This is a genomic window from Paraburkholderia sp. GAS348 (genome assembly GCF_050434205.1).
Classification (GTDB): Bacteria; Pseudomonadota; Gammaproteobacteria; order Burkholderiales; family Burkholderiaceae; genus Paraburkholderia.
In genome coordinates, this window is record NZ_JBNPVT010000022.1 from 90358 (window position 1) to 107081 (window position 16724).

A 16724-nucleotide genomic window follows, 5' to 3' on the forward strand; every position below is an offset into this window, starting at 1 on the left:
ATCAGGGCGCTTTGGTGGTCGCCGTTGGCATGGTCTTAGCCGGTGCGGCAGCAGCCGGAGTTGCAGCGTTAGACACCGCTGCCCCAGGCGCCGTCTGCGGATCGGTCTCCCACCCACCGCCGAGCGCGAGGAACAGGTTGACCTGATCGATCGCCACCTGACCTTCCGCGGCCGCGACTTGAGACTTCGTCGAAGTCAGCGTGCGCGTCGCATCCAGATCCGAAATGAACGACTCGCGTCCGGCGCGATACAGCCGATGCGTTTCATCCGCCGACTGGGCGGCCGACTTCAACGCGGCACGCAACGCATCGGCGCGCGAGTAGTCGGACGCATAGGTCGCGAGGTTGGTTTCGGTTTCGCGCAACGCGGTCAGCACCACGCCGTCGAACTTCGCCAGCGCGACGTCACTCGACGCTTCCGCCTCGCGCACACGGCCACGCGCGCCATTCGTGGGGAAGGTCCAGCTGATCAGCGGACCGAAGGCCCAGCGCGCCGTCGGCGACGTGCCGAGGTCTTCCAGAATCCCGGTCAAACCCGCCGATGCCCCGATGCTCACGGTCGGATACAACGCACCCGTCGCAACCCCGATGCGCGCCGTCGAAGCCGCCAGCTGTCGCTCGGCCTCGCGCACGTCCGGGCGGCGCTTGAGCAGCGCGGCGCCGTCGCCGACCGGAATCGGCTGACGGATTTGCGGCAGCGTGCTGCAGGCCAGCACGGCCGGCGGCAAATCGGACGGCGCGCGTGCGAGCAGCGCCGCGAGCCGGTATTGCGCAATCTGGCGGCGTGCCGTGTAGCGCGGAATATCCGCCGCCAAGGTATCGACCTGGGTTTGGCCACGCGTCACATCGGTCTGATTGCCGCGGCCCGCGTCGCGCAGCCGGCGCGATACGTCCACGCGCTCCTTCTGCAATGCCAGCGACTGTTGCGCGATCCGGAGTTCTTCGGCGGCCGAGCATTGCTCGACGTAAGAGCGCACCACATCCGCGACCACCGTGATTCGCGCGAGATCGCCGGCCGCCTGCACGGATTCCGTATCCGCCGACGCCGCTTCGACGCCACGCCGCAGCTTGCCGAACAGATCGATTTCGTACGAGATGCTGATGCCGATGTCGCCTTCATTAACGACCGGCAGCTTCTGGGTAAGCAGATATTGCTCGGCCGATTCCTGCGCGCGTTCGAGCAGCACCGAACTCTTGCCGGAGAAGCCGCCCTGCGCCTGCGCAACACCTAGCGCTTCACGCGAACGCGCGAGGTTCGCCGCGGCGACGCGCAAGTCGGTATTCGATTGCAGCGCTTCGTCGACGAGGCTGTTCAGCACCGGATCGTCGTAGAGCTTCCACCAGACCGCAGGCACGTTCCGCCGCGTGGTCAGCCTGGCGTCGGCGCCTTCGATCGGCGCATTGGCGAGCGGTGCGTTGATCAGCGCCTGCTTCGGCAGCGAGTAATTGGGGCCGACGTTCATGCAGCCGTTGAGCGCGAGGGCTAACGGCAAAAGCGGCAGCAGCGGCAATAAGGGCAGGGCGCGCGACAGCTTCATTGCGATGCGCCCGACATGACGGCAGCCGATGCCGGCTGCGTAGTGGAAGCAGCGGCGGCAGCCGGAGCGGCGGACGTAGACGAAGTCGAAGACATAGCCGGAGCCGAAGACATAGCCGGAGCCGCCGATGCATCCACCGAACCCGAAGCCGCCGCAGCCGGATGCTTCTTGCCGGTCGGCGACAGATCGCGCACCGACACCGTCGCCGTGCGTCCCGCGATCATGCGGAAATCAGCGGGGACTTCGTCGAGCGCAACGCGCACGGGAATCCGTTGCGCGAGCCGCACCCAGCTGAACGCCGGGTTCACGTTCGGCAGCAGATTCGACCCTTGCGTGCGGTCGCGATCTTCAATCCCCGCGACGATGCTTTGCACGTGACCGCGCAGCACCTTGGGCTCACCCATGACCTGGATATCGACCTGCTGGCCGATGTCGATGCCGCGCATCTTGGTTTCTTCGAAGTAACCGTCGACGCGGAACGAATGCATATCCACCACCGCCAGCACCGCCCGGCCCGCGGAGACGAACTCGCCGGTCCGCGGTGCACGGTCGTTCAGATAACCGTCGACCGGACTCACGATGGTGGTGCGTTGCAGATTGAGCTTGGCCGTATCGATCGCGACATTCGCATCGGCGAGCGCGGCTTCCGCCGTTTCGACCCGCGAGCGGCTTTCTTCGGAGACTTCCGCCGCGACGAGGTTGCCGAGCTGGCGATTACGCGCATCTTCGCGGCGCGCCTGATCGAGGGTGGCGCGGCGTTGCTGCGCGGTGGCCTGCGCCTGGCGCAGTGCGAGCGCATAGCGTGCCTGATCGATCACGAACAGCACCTGGCCTTGCTTGACCTGCTGGTTGTCGTTCACCTCGACGGACGAGATCAGTCCCGAGATATCCGGCGCGACCTGGATCACATCGGCGCGCACGTGGCCGTCGCGGGTCCACGGTGCGAACATGTAGTAGGCGACCAGTTTCCACAGCACGAAGGCTGCAGCCACGACGACGATCAGGGTCAGCAGAATTTGACCGACGGAGAACCAGGTTTTTTTCACGTTATTAGTCTGTGCGAAACGACGACGACAAGGCCCAGCACCAGCACATAGATGCCGAGATCGAAGATGGAGCGATGCCAGACGAAGCGGTAAAAGCCGACGCGCGCGAGCACCGTACGGATGGCCAGGTTGATCAGATAGGCGATCAACATCAGCACGAGCACGGCCGGCACGAACACGCCGAAGATATCGATTTCACCGATCATCACGGGAACTGGCAAGGGGATGGATGGGGTTGCGGGACGGGCGCATCAGGCTGCAGCCTCCGGTTCGGGCGGCGTGGGTGTGATTAGCGTGGCCGGAAACAGCGAAAGACGCAAGCCGACCAGCGCGTGCAACGCGTCGCGCAAATGGCGGGCCGAGCTTTGCGAGGTCGCGCTCGGCGCATTGGCATTGGCGAGCCCTTGTGCCGTGACGCGCGCCACGGCTGCATCGATCGACGACATCAGGCTCTCGGGCACCGGTTGGCGCGCGCGCCGGTCGACGCACGTTTCGAAGTATTGGCGCACGTCTTCGAGGACATGATCGATCGCGGCCGGCGCTTCGCCGCCGAGCTTGTGGGTCAGGCGCCGCAGATCGAGCGCGTTGAAGGCGATGCGCAGATCGCGGAAGCTTTCGATCGACGGATGGCGATGGTCGTCCGTAGCGGCAAGCCGCGGGATCAGCTGCATCAGGCGGTCGAGCATGCGCGCGGCGAGATTGCGCGGGTCTTCGATTCTTCGCGTGGAGGCGGTCAGCACCACGTCGGCCCAACTCGAGCGCAACAGCCGCGAGGCCGCGAGTTCAGCGCCGAACGGGCGCGTCGCGCGGGTCCACAGATAGGCATACAGCAAGCCTGCGAGGCCCGCGAGATTGCTGTTCAGGAAGATCAGGAAGTCGGCCGAGTAGGCATCCTGAATGCTGATGAAGGTGGCTGTATTGACGGCTACCAGCACCGTAACCATGTTAAACGCCGGACGCGGGATCAGCGTGCCGACGAGAATGAACGGCGCGGCGAACAGGATGACCAGCATCGGAAAATCATGCACATGCGGCAGTACGGCGAACAGGTAAATGCCGGCGGCCACCACGGCGATTGCCGTCGCGACGAAGAACCTGAACACCATGGGCGCGGGTTCGTCGAGCGCGGCGAAGAAGCAGCAGGCAATCGCCGCCAGCGTCACTGCATTGGCGCCGTCCGCCCAGCCGGAGCTGATCCACAGACTGCACGCGATGACCACCGCGGCGCCTGCCGAAACCGTCGAAAACAGCATGATGCCGCGGTCGAAAAACCGCTCGGTGCCGCCCAGCCGCCAATGGCGAAAACGTGGCCGCCACGAGCCTTCTTCGCGCGTGATGATGATGCGCAGCGAGCGGCAGTCCTGCCAGACGTCGATCACCTGTTTCAGGCGCCACAGCGCGTTCGAAAGCAGCACGCCGTCCCAGTCCGCCAGCGCGGGCGGCGGCGGCTGCATCGCGGCGATGCGCTCGCGCAATGCGTTGGCGGCCGGGTCGGCGTGATAGCCGCCGCTGGCCGCGGGAAGCGGCGCGTTGAACCACGTGATGACGTCGTTGAGCAGCGCTTCGAGACCCTCCGGCCAGCTCTGGCGGCCGCTGTTGTAGAGGGCGATCAGCGGATCGGCCAGCGCCGACATCATCGGCAGCAGCAACTGCATGCGCCCGCGCAACTCGTGAGTACGAGTCAGGATGTCTGGCCGGGTATGGTCGTAGGCAAGCTGGCTCAGCAGCAGTTCCAGCCCGTTGATCGTGGACGCGATGCGCTGGCGAGCCCCCGAGATTGCCGAGCCCGCAATGCGCCCGGACAGCGTTTCGGTCGCATAGAACGCCGCGTCGCGAAACCACGCGTCGGTCCGCTCGATGATGGTGGGCGCGAGCCGGCTAGGAAACAGCGAACTGCCGACGATGCTTGCGCACACGATGCCGAGCGTGATTTCTTCGGTGCGGCTGATCGCCAGATCGAATACGCCGCCTGGATTCGTCACCGAAGGCAGGGCGATGATCGGCATGGTGTAGGCCGCCAGCATGAACACATAGCTGCGCGCGGTGCGGTCGGCCACCGCCAGATACAGCAGCGTACCGGTCCACAACGCGACGATCACGCTGAACAGATACGGCGATTCGACGAAGGGCGGCACCAGCAGCACCGCGGCCGACGCGCCGAGCGCGGTGCCGAGCGCACGATAAAGCGCCTTGGAGCGGGTCGCGCCGACAAACGGATTCGACACGATGTAGACGGTGGCCATGGCCCAGTAGGGCCGCGGCAACTCGAGCGAGAGACCGATGTAGAGCGCGATCATCGCCGCGGCAAACGTCTTGACGGAGAACAGCCAGTCGCGGATGGACGGATAGACCATAAACCCTTACTCGGGATCCCCGGCGTTGTGCGGCGCCGCTGCGTCGGTCGTGAAAGCGGCCAGCACCCGCAAGGTCGCTTCGAGATCGCTGCGCGAGATGCCTTTCAAAGCTTGCGCCCGCAACGTATTGAGTTCTTCTTCCATTTTCGCGGTGACGGCGCGGCCTTCGTCGGTGAGCGCCACGGTCTTGGCGCGCCGGTCTTCCGGATCTTCGTCGCGGCGCATCAGGCCGGCCGCGCACAGTTGATCGAGCAGCCGCACGAGCGAGGGCCCTTCAATGCCGATGTGATCGGCCAGCGTGACCTGCCGCACTGCTTCGCCGAGCCGGCTGGCGGTCAGTAGCGGCGTAGCGCACGCTTCGGAAACGTTAAATGCCGCGAGCACGCCATGGCTCGTGCGCCGCCATTTTCTGGCAGCGACGACCAGCGTGCTGCTGACGGTGCGGCGCAAGGCATCGAGATTCGACATGGCCGATATTGTATTTCTAAAATATTCGTTAGCAAACTATTGAATTGGGATTGTTGTGAAGACGTACTCGGCAACAGCCTGCGGCCGCAATGTGACAACATTGGCTTCGAATACGGCGTGACGGTGCGGCATCTACCACAAGGGTATCGACCGGTTTGAGCCCGGCGATGGTGCGGTGCGCGATGTTTGCCTCGGTGCTCGGCAACGGATTCGCGTAGTTCGTTAATGTGACGCCGCCGGCCACCATGTCCAGCCGCGTCGCGAGCGGCGCAATTCGATCATCGAGAGCGGCGCGATTTCGATGCGCGAAAACATGTCCGGCGACGCCCTGAGCGCATAAACGATTGCGGCTTTGATCACTGGCGCGTGCGTGATGGCGACCACGTTTTGCATATTGCGCGGTACACCGCTCGTTTTTGCACTTGACGCACGGTTTTTTGCCCCGGTCGTTCCATCGCTTGATGCACTGTCCGTTGCGCGAGACACCCCGTTGCTCAACGCATCGTCCAGCGCATCGAGCCACTGTCCTACCCGTTTCACGAGTTGACCGAACGACTCGCCGCCATGCGCGGCAACGTCGGGATCGTGCGTCCATGCGGCGAGGTCTTGCGGCGCTTCGACGGCGAGATCGGCAAGGCGGCGTCCATGCCATCGACCGTAGTTCATATCCGCCAGTCCCTCGTGGACCGTTGCAGCGAGGCCCAAGGCCGACGCCGTATCACGCGCGCAGACGGCAGGGCTGACGAAAACCGCCGCGTCGTCCGGAATCGACAGACGCGCACACGCGACGCCTGCTTCGGCGAGGCCGCGTGCGTCGAGTGGATCGTCGGCGGGAAAGCAGCCCGTGCGCATCGCCGCAGTCGACGCGTGGCTGATCAGTAACAGCCGTATGTCCATTCAGTTGATTTCCATAAAGGCCAGACTAAAGACGGACCCTGCGATTATGCTTTGCGTTGCCGGGAGGCAAAGTTTAGCGCGTAGAATAGCGTCACTGCGAAGCACGGAAGCCGGTGAGAGCCCGGCGCGGTCGCGCCACTGTAATCGGCATTCACGAGCCGAAAGCCAGACCTGAGCTTCGCAGCATCCCTTTTCAATCGACTATCGGGGCGCGTTACCCCCAGGAGATGTCCAATATGACCAACGCTGTTTTCGATCCCGCGACACAGCCTGTCGCACAACCCACGCCGATTCCGCTGCGTGAACTGCTGCCTTGGGTCGTGTTCGGCGGCTTGCTGCTGTTGCTCGCGATTTATTTCGTTGGTGCGGAAGAAGGTGCCACGTCCCTGGTGCCTGGCATGTATGTGCATGAATTCGTGCACGACGGCCGCCATCTGCTCGGCTTTCCCTGCCACTAACGGAGTCGACCATGGTGGGTAAATTGTTGGTACGCGGGATGCTTGCAGGCATCGCCGCGGGATTGCTCACGTTCGGCTTCGCCAGATTGGTGGGCGAGCCGCAGGTCGATCAGGCGATTTCCTTCGAGGAAAAGGCCGACGCTGCCAAAGGCGAGGCGCCTGAACCCGAACTGGTGAGCCGCGGCACGCAAGCGGGCCTGGGATTGTTGACGGGCGTCGTGACGTATGGCGCGGCGTTCGGTGGGTTGTTCTCGCTGGTGTTCGCGTTTGCGTACGGCCGCGTCGGCGCATTGAGTGCGCGCGCGTTGTCCGCATGGCTGGCGCTTGGCGCGTTTATCGCGCTGGTGATCGTTCCGAACATCAAATATCCGGCGAATCCTCCCTCGGTGGGCGACCCCGAGACGATCGGGATGCGCACCGGCTTGTTTTTCCTGATGATTGCGATCTCGCTGGCAGCGATGGTGTTCTCGCTGAAGGTGCGGCGCCGCGCGGCGCTGAAGCTGGGCGCGTGGAATGGCTCGATCGTCGCCGGTGTGGTGTTTGTCGTGATCATTGCTGCCGTGCAGCTGTCGATGCCGGCGATCAACGAAGTGCCGGCGGCCTTCCCGGCGGTGCTGTTGTGGAAGTTCCGCGTCGCGGCGATCGGGATGCAGGTGATTATGTGGACGACCATTGGGCTGCTGTTCGGCGCCATGGTTGAGCGGAGCAAACTGCTGGCTCCCGCGACCCGCGGTGTGGCGAAGTCCGCTTACCGTTGATGTGAGAGGCGCGGCCGAGAGGGCCGCGGCGGGGCCGCTTGGTTTTTAACGCAAAAGGCGCGGGCGCGAAAGCGGCCGTGCCGACGCGCAACGCAAGAGAAGCCAAGTACATCAAGTACTTGGCGCGTTTGCCAGAATGTTATCCACAGGCTTGCGAACATTTTCTGTTGATAACTTTGAGGCCGCCGTTCGAGCGGCTAGCCGGTGAGGGTTCGCCCTTCGTTCTCGGGCCTGGTTATTTAAGATCGCACTTTGTATCGCGATTAGTCTCGTAGCGCTGTCTTGCGCTACCCCCTCTCCCTTTCTGGCGGCGCGCTACGCGGCCCTTGTTTTCCCTTCCAGTCGGCCCAGGTTTGGGTGTCAGCGTCCAACCACTTTCACGCTCGAATATCCCGCGTCTGACGTTTTGGTTTTCTTACTGCGACGCGCTGATGGTTGACGGGTTCTTTCGTAATTCAATACGGATTACGTAGGAAGTCTGAAAGAAGCGTGTACGGCAATTCTGGAAATTGTAATTTTGGGAATTATTGGATAGCGCAGATGGAATTCTCCTTATGGGGTACTTGTGTTTAAACCAGGTAAAACCAATAAGGATGACTATGAAAAATAATAGATTTTCCGAGGAGACGGCGGGCGTGGCGGCTCGCCTGCTGGCCGCATTCATGCTGCTTATGGTCGCGTTTGGTGCGAACGCAGCAGATTACATGCAGTGTATGCAGGCATATCAGAAGTCTCTCGGGACTCCCGGGACCCCGACCTGCGCTATCCAGGTGGCCGGCACGACACCTCTGTCGAGGGGCGCTGACGATCCGTATAGCAGCATGAATTACTACAACTGTCCCAATGCTTCGGACTGGATAAAGGACTATTGCGGTGGCGCACCGGTCCCCCCTTCTCCAGAAGGCTCCTGCCCGGTAGCGGACCCGGTATTGCCGGCAGAGGGCATCGTCACGCTTTCCGAAACTGACTTTGCGAACGGCGATGCGCCCCCATTCGTCTTTGGGCGCACGTATCTTTCGAGGCTTTATGACACCTCGCAGACAGCGATGGGTCGCAACTGGGTTAACAACTGGCAGCGAAGGATTGATCTGACGGCGGTTAATGCGAGCACGCCGCAAATCGTGGTTTACCGGGGTAACCAGCAACCGCTGACATTCAAGTGGAACGGTAAGGCTTGGGCCGTGCTGGGAAATCGCGGGCTCTCGCTGACGAAAGATGGCGCTGGATACTACTACCTGAAAGACGAACTGCTCGGTACAACGGAAGCCTACTCGGGCAACGGCAATCTCTATTCCGAGACTACCCGCACGGGGATGCTCCGCAAATTTGGGTTCGACTCCAGACAGCGGATGGTGCAGATCAACCAGTGGCCGGTCGATCAGATAGGACCGAACGGATTCAGGATCAATCTCCAGTATGACGATAGCGATCGCATCGTTGGCATGGTAGATCCCTTGGGCAAGGTCACGCAGTACGCGTACGACGTAAAAGGTAATCTTGCTTCGGTCACTCATCCAGACGGCTCCATTCGTCAATATCTGTACGAAGATGCCCGTTTCCCCTACGCGTTGACAGGTGTAAAGGACGAATCCGGATCGCGGATAGCGACATGGACCTACGATGCCAATGCACGCGTGATATCGGTCAGCCATCCCGATACTACGCGCAATACATCGTTGAACTATGGTTCCGGCAAGACGACACTCAGCGACATGTACGGCACGAGCACGTACAGTTTCAGTTTCCCGGACGGCTGGCGCCCTGGTTCAATCGTTACACCAGCCGGAACGATATCGCGCAAGTGGGATATCGCAGGGAATCTGACGCAGAGGGCGACTCCTGAAGGAGATACGCAGTACACGTGGGACAGCGCCAACCGGCCAACGAAGGCGATTGCAACGGTCGCCGGGAAGAAGACGGTAATAACGATTGAGTACAACGATGCCAGCTCGCTGCGTCCGAATCTGGTCGCTACACCGGGCAAGATCCGCGCGTTCGTTTATGACTCGAGCGGCAACGTCACGGGCTACGCAGAACGGGAAACGACCGACCTGACAGGCGAACAGGGACTGCAGGCGGTCGGGACCGGGAGCCAACTGACGGTCGGCGCACGCTACGACAATGCGGGCCGTCTTCTGTCGGCCACGATCACCCAGAATGGCACGAAGATTGAAGACTGGACCTACACGTACGATGCAAGGGGCAACATCGCGACGACGCGGGATGCCGTGTCGGGTTGGTCGATGCGAACGCTCAGCCGTGATGCCGCGAATCGTGCGACAGCTATAGCAGGCGATAGCGGCCAGGCGGACATCAGTTACGACGAGCGCGGGCGCGTATCTGTTTTTCAGTATGACGAGAAGGCCGGTGTGGTCAACGGCGGACTCGCCCGCAAACTGGTGGTCCGGTATGGCTATGCGGCGAACGGCACGGTGTCGACGCGTACAGCGACGGTGGCAAAGAATGGCGGTGTTCAGCAGCCGATCAGCGATGCTGAACTGGGTGTGTGGCTCACCAACTGGGAGTTGGGTAATGATCCGGTTTCTCCACCTGCCAACCTTACCGGACTCCAGTCTGACGCCAAGGCCTTCGTTCCACGGCTCTGCGTTGAATGCTACATGGCGTGGAAAGCCAAGTTGACGGAGAGGCTTTTTGGTAGTGAACTAAGCGAACCACTTTCGAAGTGGGGCGAGACAACGGAGCTGATGCTGAGCGATCAGTCGCAGGTTCCTTATCCTGCTCTCGTACCGGACCTGACCGGCTCTGCGAAAAGGTCAATGCTTTACGGTGCTATCTTCGGCGCCGGAAGTGGTGGCAGTGGAATGGTTAAATGTGGGAGTCGAGGCGATACGGAGTTCCGGGAGGCGGACTGTCATGCGAAATATATGATTGAAATGATTCGGTGCAATTCGCTTGGCACAATCATGGGCGGTGCCCGGGGCCGCGCACTGTGCAAGCAGAACGCGTTCGCAGACTATTAAGAGTGCAGAGGGTATTGATGATTAATTTTCCGCGGTGTTCCGTTGTTATAACTTACGACGAAGATCGTCAACAGTTGATTTTGCAATCAGTTGACCCAGCCAGGTTGGTGCCGCTTTTGGCTAGAGCAGTTGAAATGCCGATCCTGCTAGACGAATTCGATTTCAGGCTTGACGACGAATTCGTGCGTCGGTTTGGGGGGGGGAGTGCTCAATCTGATTGCGTTGGGTCAGCCGGAACTCAAAAAATATATGTCTTTCACACCACACCCAATCGACAAGCCGTCCGGAGAGTAATTGGACAGAGCTTGAGTGGCATGACCGATTGACGTTTGGTCATAGCACTGAGGGGGAGGAACGGGCCTGGGGAGGTCCGTGGGAAAAGTGCGAACTTGTCCCCTTATCACCACTGTCCGGCGTCGCGGGCCGCGCCGCCGGAGATTTTCAGAGCGAATGCTTCGCGCAGTATGAAGCTCAAATCGAAATGTGCAATGCGATTTCTTTCCGCAGAGGCCGCGCGCGGGAAACCGCGCTGTTTAAGCAGATGGCGTTCCAAATCTATCGACAGTGTAGAGGGTATTGATGGCTAGCCATCCTCCGTATTCCGTGGTTCTGACCTACAACGAAGATCTGCAACAGCTAGTCGTGCATACCATTGATCCAAAAAACTGGCCCCGCTGGTGGCTGGGAGAATGGGCGTGGTGATGGCTGACGAACACGATTTCAAACTTGACGACGAATTCGCGCGACTGCTTGGCGTCGGAATGCTCAATACGATTGCGCTGGGTCAGCCTGACGTCAAGCAATACATGACGTTCACCGAAGGGCCGATCGACAAGCCGTCAGGGCAGTAGTTGATTACAGGTTTACTGCCATGACCGACTGATTTTTGGCTATAGCACCGAGGGGACAGGAGCGGGCCTGATAAGGCTCGTGGGAAAAGTGCGAACTTGTCCCCTTATCACCACTGTCCGGCGTCGCGGGCCGCGCCGCCGGAGATTTTCAGAGCGAATGCTTCGCGCAGTATGAAGCTCAAATCGAAATGTTCAATGCGATTTCTTTCCGCAGAGGCCGCGCGTGGGAAGCCGCGCTGTTTAAGCAGATGGCGTTCCAAATCTATCAACAGTGCAGAGGGTATTGATGACTATTGATCCACCGCGTTCCGTGGTTTTGAACTACGACCAAGACAGTCAGACGTTGAATGTGCAGTTAGTAGGCCCTGCCAAGCTGGCCTCGTTCCTGGCTGGAAAATTCACAGTGCCGATCCTGCTAGACGAATTCGATTTCCGGCTTGACGACGAATTTTTTCGGGGCCTTGGAGCAACAATGCTGAATCTGATTGCATTAGGTCAGCCGGACGTCAAGGAATACATGAGCGTTACACAACGGCCAATCGACAGGCCGTCAGGGCAGAAGAGTGCAGCGGGTAGGATGGCTAAGCATCCGCGGTATTCCGTGGTTCTGACATACATCGAAGATCGGCAAGAGTTTGCTGTGCAAGCGGTTGATCGAGCTAGATTGGCCCCGTTCGTGGCCGGGACGTTCAAGGCGCCTATCCTGCTGGACGAGCATAATTTCAGGCTTGACGACGCGTTCGCGCGGCGGCTTGGAGCCGCGATGCTCAGTCTGATTGCACTGGGTCAGCCGGACATCAAGCAATACATAAGCGTTACGCACGACCCAATCGACTAGTCACCAGGACAGCAATTGGCTGCGCCACGCGCGCTGACAAGTGCAGCTTGCTGGAACGTATTCGCATCAAAGGCTTGGCGCTGTTGTGGGGCGGTTATCCACAGGCTTGCGAACATTTTCTGTGGACAAGTTCACAACAGCAGCAATCTCCCCAGCGCCGTAGGCAAACAAAACCGAAAACCCACCGCCGCCTACGCGCTCCTGCCCCGAAGCGCCCAATTGAACACGCTCCGCGTTTGGGCAACCGGCTGTGTCAACCGATCAAACAACTGCGCGACGGCGCCATCTAACTGAGCGAGTGCCGGTGTCTTTGCTGGATCGATATCAACGGCAGTGGTCGCCGACATGCGCTTATCCAACTCGCCACGCGCAGAACCCGCCGCGCCACCGTTATACCGCGCGATCAACGAATCCAGCCGCGCAACGATCGATTCCACATGCACAGCGCCGACATCCGCCGCATTGAGCGCCACATCTTCCGACGACGCCCCGCGCAGCGAAGAATCACTCAACACCCGCGCCCAGTGCAGACAACAAAGCAGCGAACCAGTGGCAAGTTCGACGCCGGGATTCCACACCACCACACGCTGCGTCTGCAACGGTTTCAACGCGATCCGCAAATCATGCCAGGTGCGATCGAGCCTGCGCATGGCCGGCGTCGTCTCGGGCGTCTGAGCAGCGGAGCCTGCTAGCCTTACCACCTCGCGCAGTGCACCCAGCACAGCCCCGAGTCTCGTCTCGACATGCCGGGTCGCCGCAAGCGGCATCATCAAAATCGCGACCGCAAACGACACGAGACAACCGACCAGTACTTCTTCGATCCGCAACTCAACCAGCGGTCCCATCGCGAAGCCCAACTCGCCGTACACGAGCCCGACGAGCACGGTAATAAAAAACACCCCCGGCGCATACGCACTCAGGATGTAGTAAGCCCAACCGAACAAGCACAGCACCATCGCAGCCACCAGCAGCACGGGCGAGTCGTGGAGCGGCGCGACCAGCAACACACTGACTAACGTGCCAGCCAGCGTCCCGGCGAGGCGCTGAGCGCCGCGATAAACCGTGTCAGCGCGTGAGCGCGTGCCAAGAAAAACCACGAACGTCGTGATGACCGCCCAGAACCAGCGCTCAGGAGACAGCGAGTGGCCGATCAGCATCGCGAGAAAAGCGGCCGTTGTGGCGCGCGTAGCGGGCAGCCAGCAGAGCTTGGTGCGCAAATCGGCAAACCAATGCGCCGCGGACCGGGCGCCTACACCGCCAACCGACAAAGTCGAAGCGCGGCGCCGCGCATGGTTCCGATGCGCAATCTCCTTCAGCCGCACGATCGCGTGACGCAGCGCGTCCACATTCGCCTGCGCGTTGCCATGTGCACGCGCCGAAGCAAACGCACGCTGCCCCGCCGCGACTTCCACTTCGACAATCCGCTCACGAATCGTCTCGGCATCGGGCGGATTCAGCAACGCCAGCTGTTCTTCAAGCGAGAGCGCGGCTTCGTTCAGCGCCGACAGATGCACCGTGCTCGGCGCCGCGAGCATACGCGATGCGCGCAACGTCACCGTATGAATGGCAAGCCGGAAGCTCGCAGCGGCCCGCATCGGGACGATCACTCGGCCGACCAGCGCGACCATCGTCGGACCGAATGCGGACAGCAAGAGCGATTGCACAAGATGCAAGGACGAAGGATGCAGGTACAGTCCAAGGTAGAAGCACACCACGCCCAACATCGCGCAGCCCAGCGCACGTGGACCGCACGCCTGGACCAGCATGCCGACAAACATCACGACCAGGAAGCCGGCATCGCCAGCGAGCGGAAAGCGGCTCAGCACGCCCGCCGCTGCAAAGCACACGCAGGCGCAGAGATAGAGACAAAACAATGTGCCGAACCACGCCGGCCGTCGCGCGTCGCGCACGAACAGAGGCGCAACCATCGCAAGGAGGATGCCGGGTGCGGCGAGGGTAATCGGTTGGTGACGAAAGACGGTCCACGCGATGCTGGCAATGCCGGTTAGCAGGCAGGCAAGCGCAACGCGCAGCGCGGTATGGAGACGCACGAGTCCCGGGTCCGCAACCAGCAGGCGGTCGGCGACGCGTGAAAACGCGGCAGCAATCATGATCGATGATATCCAGGCTAAATGGCCGCCACCGGCTTTTGGCCGATTGCAGCAGGGCGGGCATGCGAGCCCGCCACCTTCGTATCGTCGAATGAGGCTGCCGTGCCGGGATCACCGGCTGGAAACCCCGTCCGACGACGGGCATTAACACTCGAACAGGCACGCGGAATACGCTGCAAAGGGTGGCGCAGCGCGTCCGGTGAGATCGGGTTTTCCCGGATCATACCGGGTCAAAATTACGGTTGTCGAATTTTTGCGGTGGCGCAGCAGCGCTGCGCCGGTAAGGATGAAGGCCGCGCGGAACCGGTGTGTGGCCTGGCTGCGCGTCCCTCGAGACCAGTGCGTGCCGCGTTGAACTCAATCAAGTCGCGTCGTGGAAAATCACCCCGAGCGTATGCCGGTGGCCCGACCGCAGGCGGCTCACGCCGTGCCGCAGATTCACGCGGTACACGCCGCGCGTGCCCTGCACCGGCCGGTGATGAACCGCAAACACGACCGCGTCGCCCTTGCCGAGTGGCACGACTTCCGTGCGCGACTGCATCCGCGGACGCTGCTCCGTCATCACGAACTCCCCGCCCGTGAAATCCTCGCCGGGCTTGGACAGCAGAATCGCGACCTGAAGCGGGAAGATGTGCTCGCCGTACAGATCCTGATGCAGGCAGTTGTAGTCGTCGGTGGCGTATTGAAGCATCAGGGGCGTCGGGCGGATCTGGCCGGCGGCGTGGCAGCGCTCGATGAATTCGTCGTGCGCGGCCGGATAGCGCACATCGATATTCATCACCTCGTTCCAGCGATTTGCGACCGGCGCGAGGCGCGGATAGAACGCGGCACGCAACTCCGCCACCTGATATGGCAGCGGATAAGCAAAGTACTTGTATTCACCACGGCCGAAACCATGCCGCGCCATCACGACGCGGCTGCGATATAAGTCGTCGCGTGGATAGAGTGCGGTCAGCGCGTCGCATTCCTGCGCACTGAGCAGATTGCGCAGCATCGCGCAACCATATCCGTTCAGCTCTTCTTCGACATCGAACCAGTCGATCGCGTCGACACGCTGCGTAAGCGAGCCGGCGACGCTGCCGGAGCCGGGCTCCGGTGCGGCCGAGTGGTTCAGTTTGGGCGCGAAGCCCAGCTCTAGCTCTAGCTCCAACTCCGGCGATTGCGGCTGCGGCTGCGGGTCCTTCGCGACCGTATTCATGAGGATTCTCCGTAACGCGATTCATCGAATGATGATTGAGTGTAAGCACGCGCCTAAGGCCACGCACTCCGATTTTTGCTCTCCAATTCCAGCATCGGGATCGATATCGAGTCGCCGTGGCCGTCACCATCGCCGCTTCAATCGCGCCATACAGGCATCCGTGGCGTCTTAAGCAAATGCAAAGGCCCGATTCGAAAATGCCAACTTCGCGAAACCTGCCGCAAGGTTCATAGTAAGACCCTCTTTAGCCTCATCGGCGCATTCGGAGACTTTGCCCATGTCTGCCTCCGCAGAGAAACTCGACGACTGGCTTTACAAGGAAGCGGTGACCGAAGACGACATCGCCGCTTTTCCGCTGATTGCAATGGCCGCGACCTTGGACCGCGAAGAAACCGGCGATACGGTGCCTCCGCTCTGGCACTGGCTGTACTTTCTGCCGGTCTCGCCACTGTCCGAGACCGGTCCTGATGGTCATCCGACGCGTGGCGGCTTTCTGCCGCCGGTGCCGCTACCGCGCCGCATGTGGGCCGGCGGCCGCTTGACGTTCCATGCGCCGCTCAAAATCGGCGAGCACGCGAAACGCACGTCGACCATCGCCAATATCGAAGACAAGACAGGCCGTTCGGGCCGTCTCGTTTTCGTGACGGTGCAGCACACGATTGAAGCCGCTGGTGAACTGAAGCTCGAAGAAGAGCACGACATTGTCTATCGCGACGCGCCGCAAGAAGGCGCCCGGCCGCCGCAAGCGGCGCTCGCACCGGAGGGCGAAACGTGGCGCCGCACCGTCGATGCGGACGCCGTGATGTTGTTCCGCTACTCCGCGCTGACCTTCAACAGCCATCGCATCCATTACGACTATCCGTACGTGACCGAGGTGGAAGGCTATCCAGGCCTGATCGTGCACGGTCCGCTGATCGCGACGCTTCTGGTCGATCTGGTGCGCCGCGAACAAGTGGAGGCGACACTGCAAAGCTTCGCGTTCAAGGCGCTGCGACCCACTTTCGCGGGGCAGCCCTTCACGGTATGCGGCAAACCGTCCACCGACGGCAAGACCATCGACCTGTGGGCCAAAGACCACGAAGGCTATCTGACCATGCGCGCAACGGCCGCGCTCGAGTAAGAGACTGAAGCCGAAGCCGAAGCCGAAGCCGAAGCCGAAGCCGAAGCCGAAGCCGAAGCCGAAGCCGAAGCCGAAGCCGAAGCCGAAGCCGAAGCCGAAGCCGAAGC

At 61.4% G+C, this 16724-nt stretch carries 15 protein-coding genes and 1 riboswitch; of the genes, 6 read left to right on the plus strand and 9 right to left on the minus strand.

Annotated features, from left to right (window positions below; genetic code table 11):
• Position 1: 1 nt before the first annotated feature.
• The 6 genes from P3T22_RS27275 to P3T22_RS27300 form a co-directional block, all read right to left on the minus strand.
• Positions 2-1537 carry an efflux transporter outer membrane subunit gene (locus P3T22_RS27275; protein WP_429326638.1) on the minus strand — a complete coding sequence of 512 codons (1536 nt, stop codon included), beginning with the start codon at positions 1535-1537 and terminating at the stop codon, positions 2-4.
• Entirely contained in the window at positions 1534-2583 is a 1050-nt protein-coding gene (locus P3T22_RS27280) for an efflux RND transporter periplasmic adaptor subunit (protein WP_429326639.1), read from the minus strand. The genes P3T22_RS27275 and P3T22_RS27280 overlap by 4 nt, the downstream gene beginning before the upstream one ends.
• On the minus strand, positions 2580-2789 hold the full coding sequence (locus P3T22_RS27285; RefSeq protein WP_007176114.1) for a DUF1656 domain-containing protein: 210 nt from the start codon (positions 2787-2789) through the stop codon (positions 2580-2582). Before P3T22_RS27285 ends, P3T22_RS27280 begins: the two co-directional genes overlap by 4 nt.
• A 45-nt stretch (positions 2790-2834) precedes the next feature.
• The gene (locus P3T22_RS27290) at positions 2835-4937 is read right to left on the minus strand and encodes an FUSC family protein (RefSeq protein WP_063500214.1); all 2103 of its coding nucleotides are present in this window, start codon (positions 4935-4937) and stop codon (positions 2835-2837) included.
• 6 nt (positions 4938-4943) lie between these two features.
• Positions 4944-5405, minus strand: a complete 462-nt coding sequence (locus tag P3T22_RS27295) for a MarR family winged helix-turn-helix transcriptional regulator (RefSeq protein ID WP_063500213.1) — start codon at positions 5403-5405, stop codon at positions 4944-4946.
• Positions 5406-5627: 222 nt separating this feature from the next.
• Positions 5628-6302 (minus strand): histidine phosphatase family protein, encoded by a 675-nt coding sequence (locus P3T22_RS27300; protein ID WP_429326640.1) that lies wholly within the window; start codon positions 6300-6302, stop codon positions 5628-5630.
• Between the two features lie 94 nt (positions 6303-6396).
• Positions 6397-6486: riboswitch (adenosylcobalamin (AdoCbl) riboswitch) on the plus strand.
• Between the two features lie 52 nt (positions 6487-6538).
• On the opposite strand from P3T22_RS27300, the gene P3T22_RS27305 reads away from it, so the two are divergent.
• The 3 genes from P3T22_RS27305 to P3T22_RS27315 all read left to right on the plus strand — a co-directional run bounded on the left by P3T22_RS27305 (position 6539) and on the right by P3T22_RS27315 (position 10499).
• Positions 6539-6760 (plus strand): CbtB domain-containing protein, encoded by a 222-nt coding sequence (locus P3T22_RS27305; protein ID WP_063500211.1) that lies wholly within the window; start codon positions 6539-6541, stop codon positions 6758-6760.
• An 11-nt stretch (positions 6761-6771) separates the two neighbouring features.
• Entirely contained in the window at positions 6772-7518 is a 747-nt protein-coding gene (locus P3T22_RS27310) for a CbtA family protein (RefSeq protein ID WP_429326641.1), read from the plus strand.
• A gap of 599 nt (positions 7519-8117) precedes the next feature.
• Positions 8118-10499, plus strand: a complete 2382-nt coding sequence (locus P3T22_RS27315; protein WP_429326642.1) for a DUF6531 domain-containing protein — start codon at positions 8118-8120, stop codon at positions 10497-10499.
• 400 nt (positions 10500-10899) lie between these two features.
• On the opposite strand, the gene P3T22_RS27320 is transcribed toward P3T22_RS27315, so the two are convergent.
• Positions 10900-11052, minus strand: coding sequence for a hypothetical protein (locus tag P3T22_RS27320; protein WP_429326643.1), 153 nt, complete (start codon positions 11050-11052; stop codon positions 10900-10902).
• 148 nt (positions 11053-11200) lie between these two features.
• Here P3T22_RS27320 and P3T22_RS27325 point away from each other — a divergent pair, with 148 nt between their 5' ends.
• Together P3T22_RS27325 and P3T22_RS27330 are read left to right on the plus strand one after the other, a co-directional pair.
• Positions 11201-11350 carry a hypothetical protein gene (locus P3T22_RS27325; RefSeq protein WP_429326644.1) on the plus strand — a complete coding sequence of 50 codons (150 nt, stop codon included), beginning with the start codon at positions 11201-11203 and terminating at the stop codon, positions 11348-11350.
• Between the two features lie 286 nt (positions 11351-11636).
• Positions 11637-12188, plus strand: a complete 552-nt coding sequence (locus P3T22_RS27330; protein WP_429326645.1) for a hypothetical protein — start codon at positions 11637-11639, stop codon at positions 12186-12188.
• A 191-nt stretch (positions 12189-12379) separates the two neighbouring features.
• On the opposite strand, the gene P3T22_RS27335 is transcribed toward P3T22_RS27330, so the two are convergent.
• Both P3T22_RS27335 and P3T22_RS27340 read right to left on the minus strand, forming a co-directional pair.
• Positions 12380-14299, minus strand: a complete 1920-nt coding sequence (locus tag P3T22_RS27335; protein ID WP_429326646.1) for an FUSC family protein — start codon at positions 14297-14299, stop codon at positions 12380-12382.
• Between the two features lie 361 nt (positions 14300-14660).
• Positions 14661-15497 carry a 2OG-Fe(II) oxygenase gene (locus P3T22_RS27340; protein WP_429326647.1) on the minus strand — a complete coding sequence of 279 codons (837 nt, stop codon included), beginning with the start codon at positions 15495-15497 and terminating at the stop codon, positions 14661-14663.
• Positions 15498-15774: 277 nt separating this feature from the next.
• On the opposite strand from P3T22_RS27340, the gene P3T22_RS27345 reads away from it, so the two are divergent.
• Positions 15775-16617 carry an FAS1-like dehydratase domain-containing protein gene (locus tag P3T22_RS27345; RefSeq protein ID WP_429326648.1) on the plus strand — a complete coding sequence of 281 codons (843 nt, stop codon included), beginning with the start codon at positions 15775-15777 and terminating at the stop codon, positions 16615-16617.
• Positions 16618-16724 lie beyond the last annotated feature (107 nt).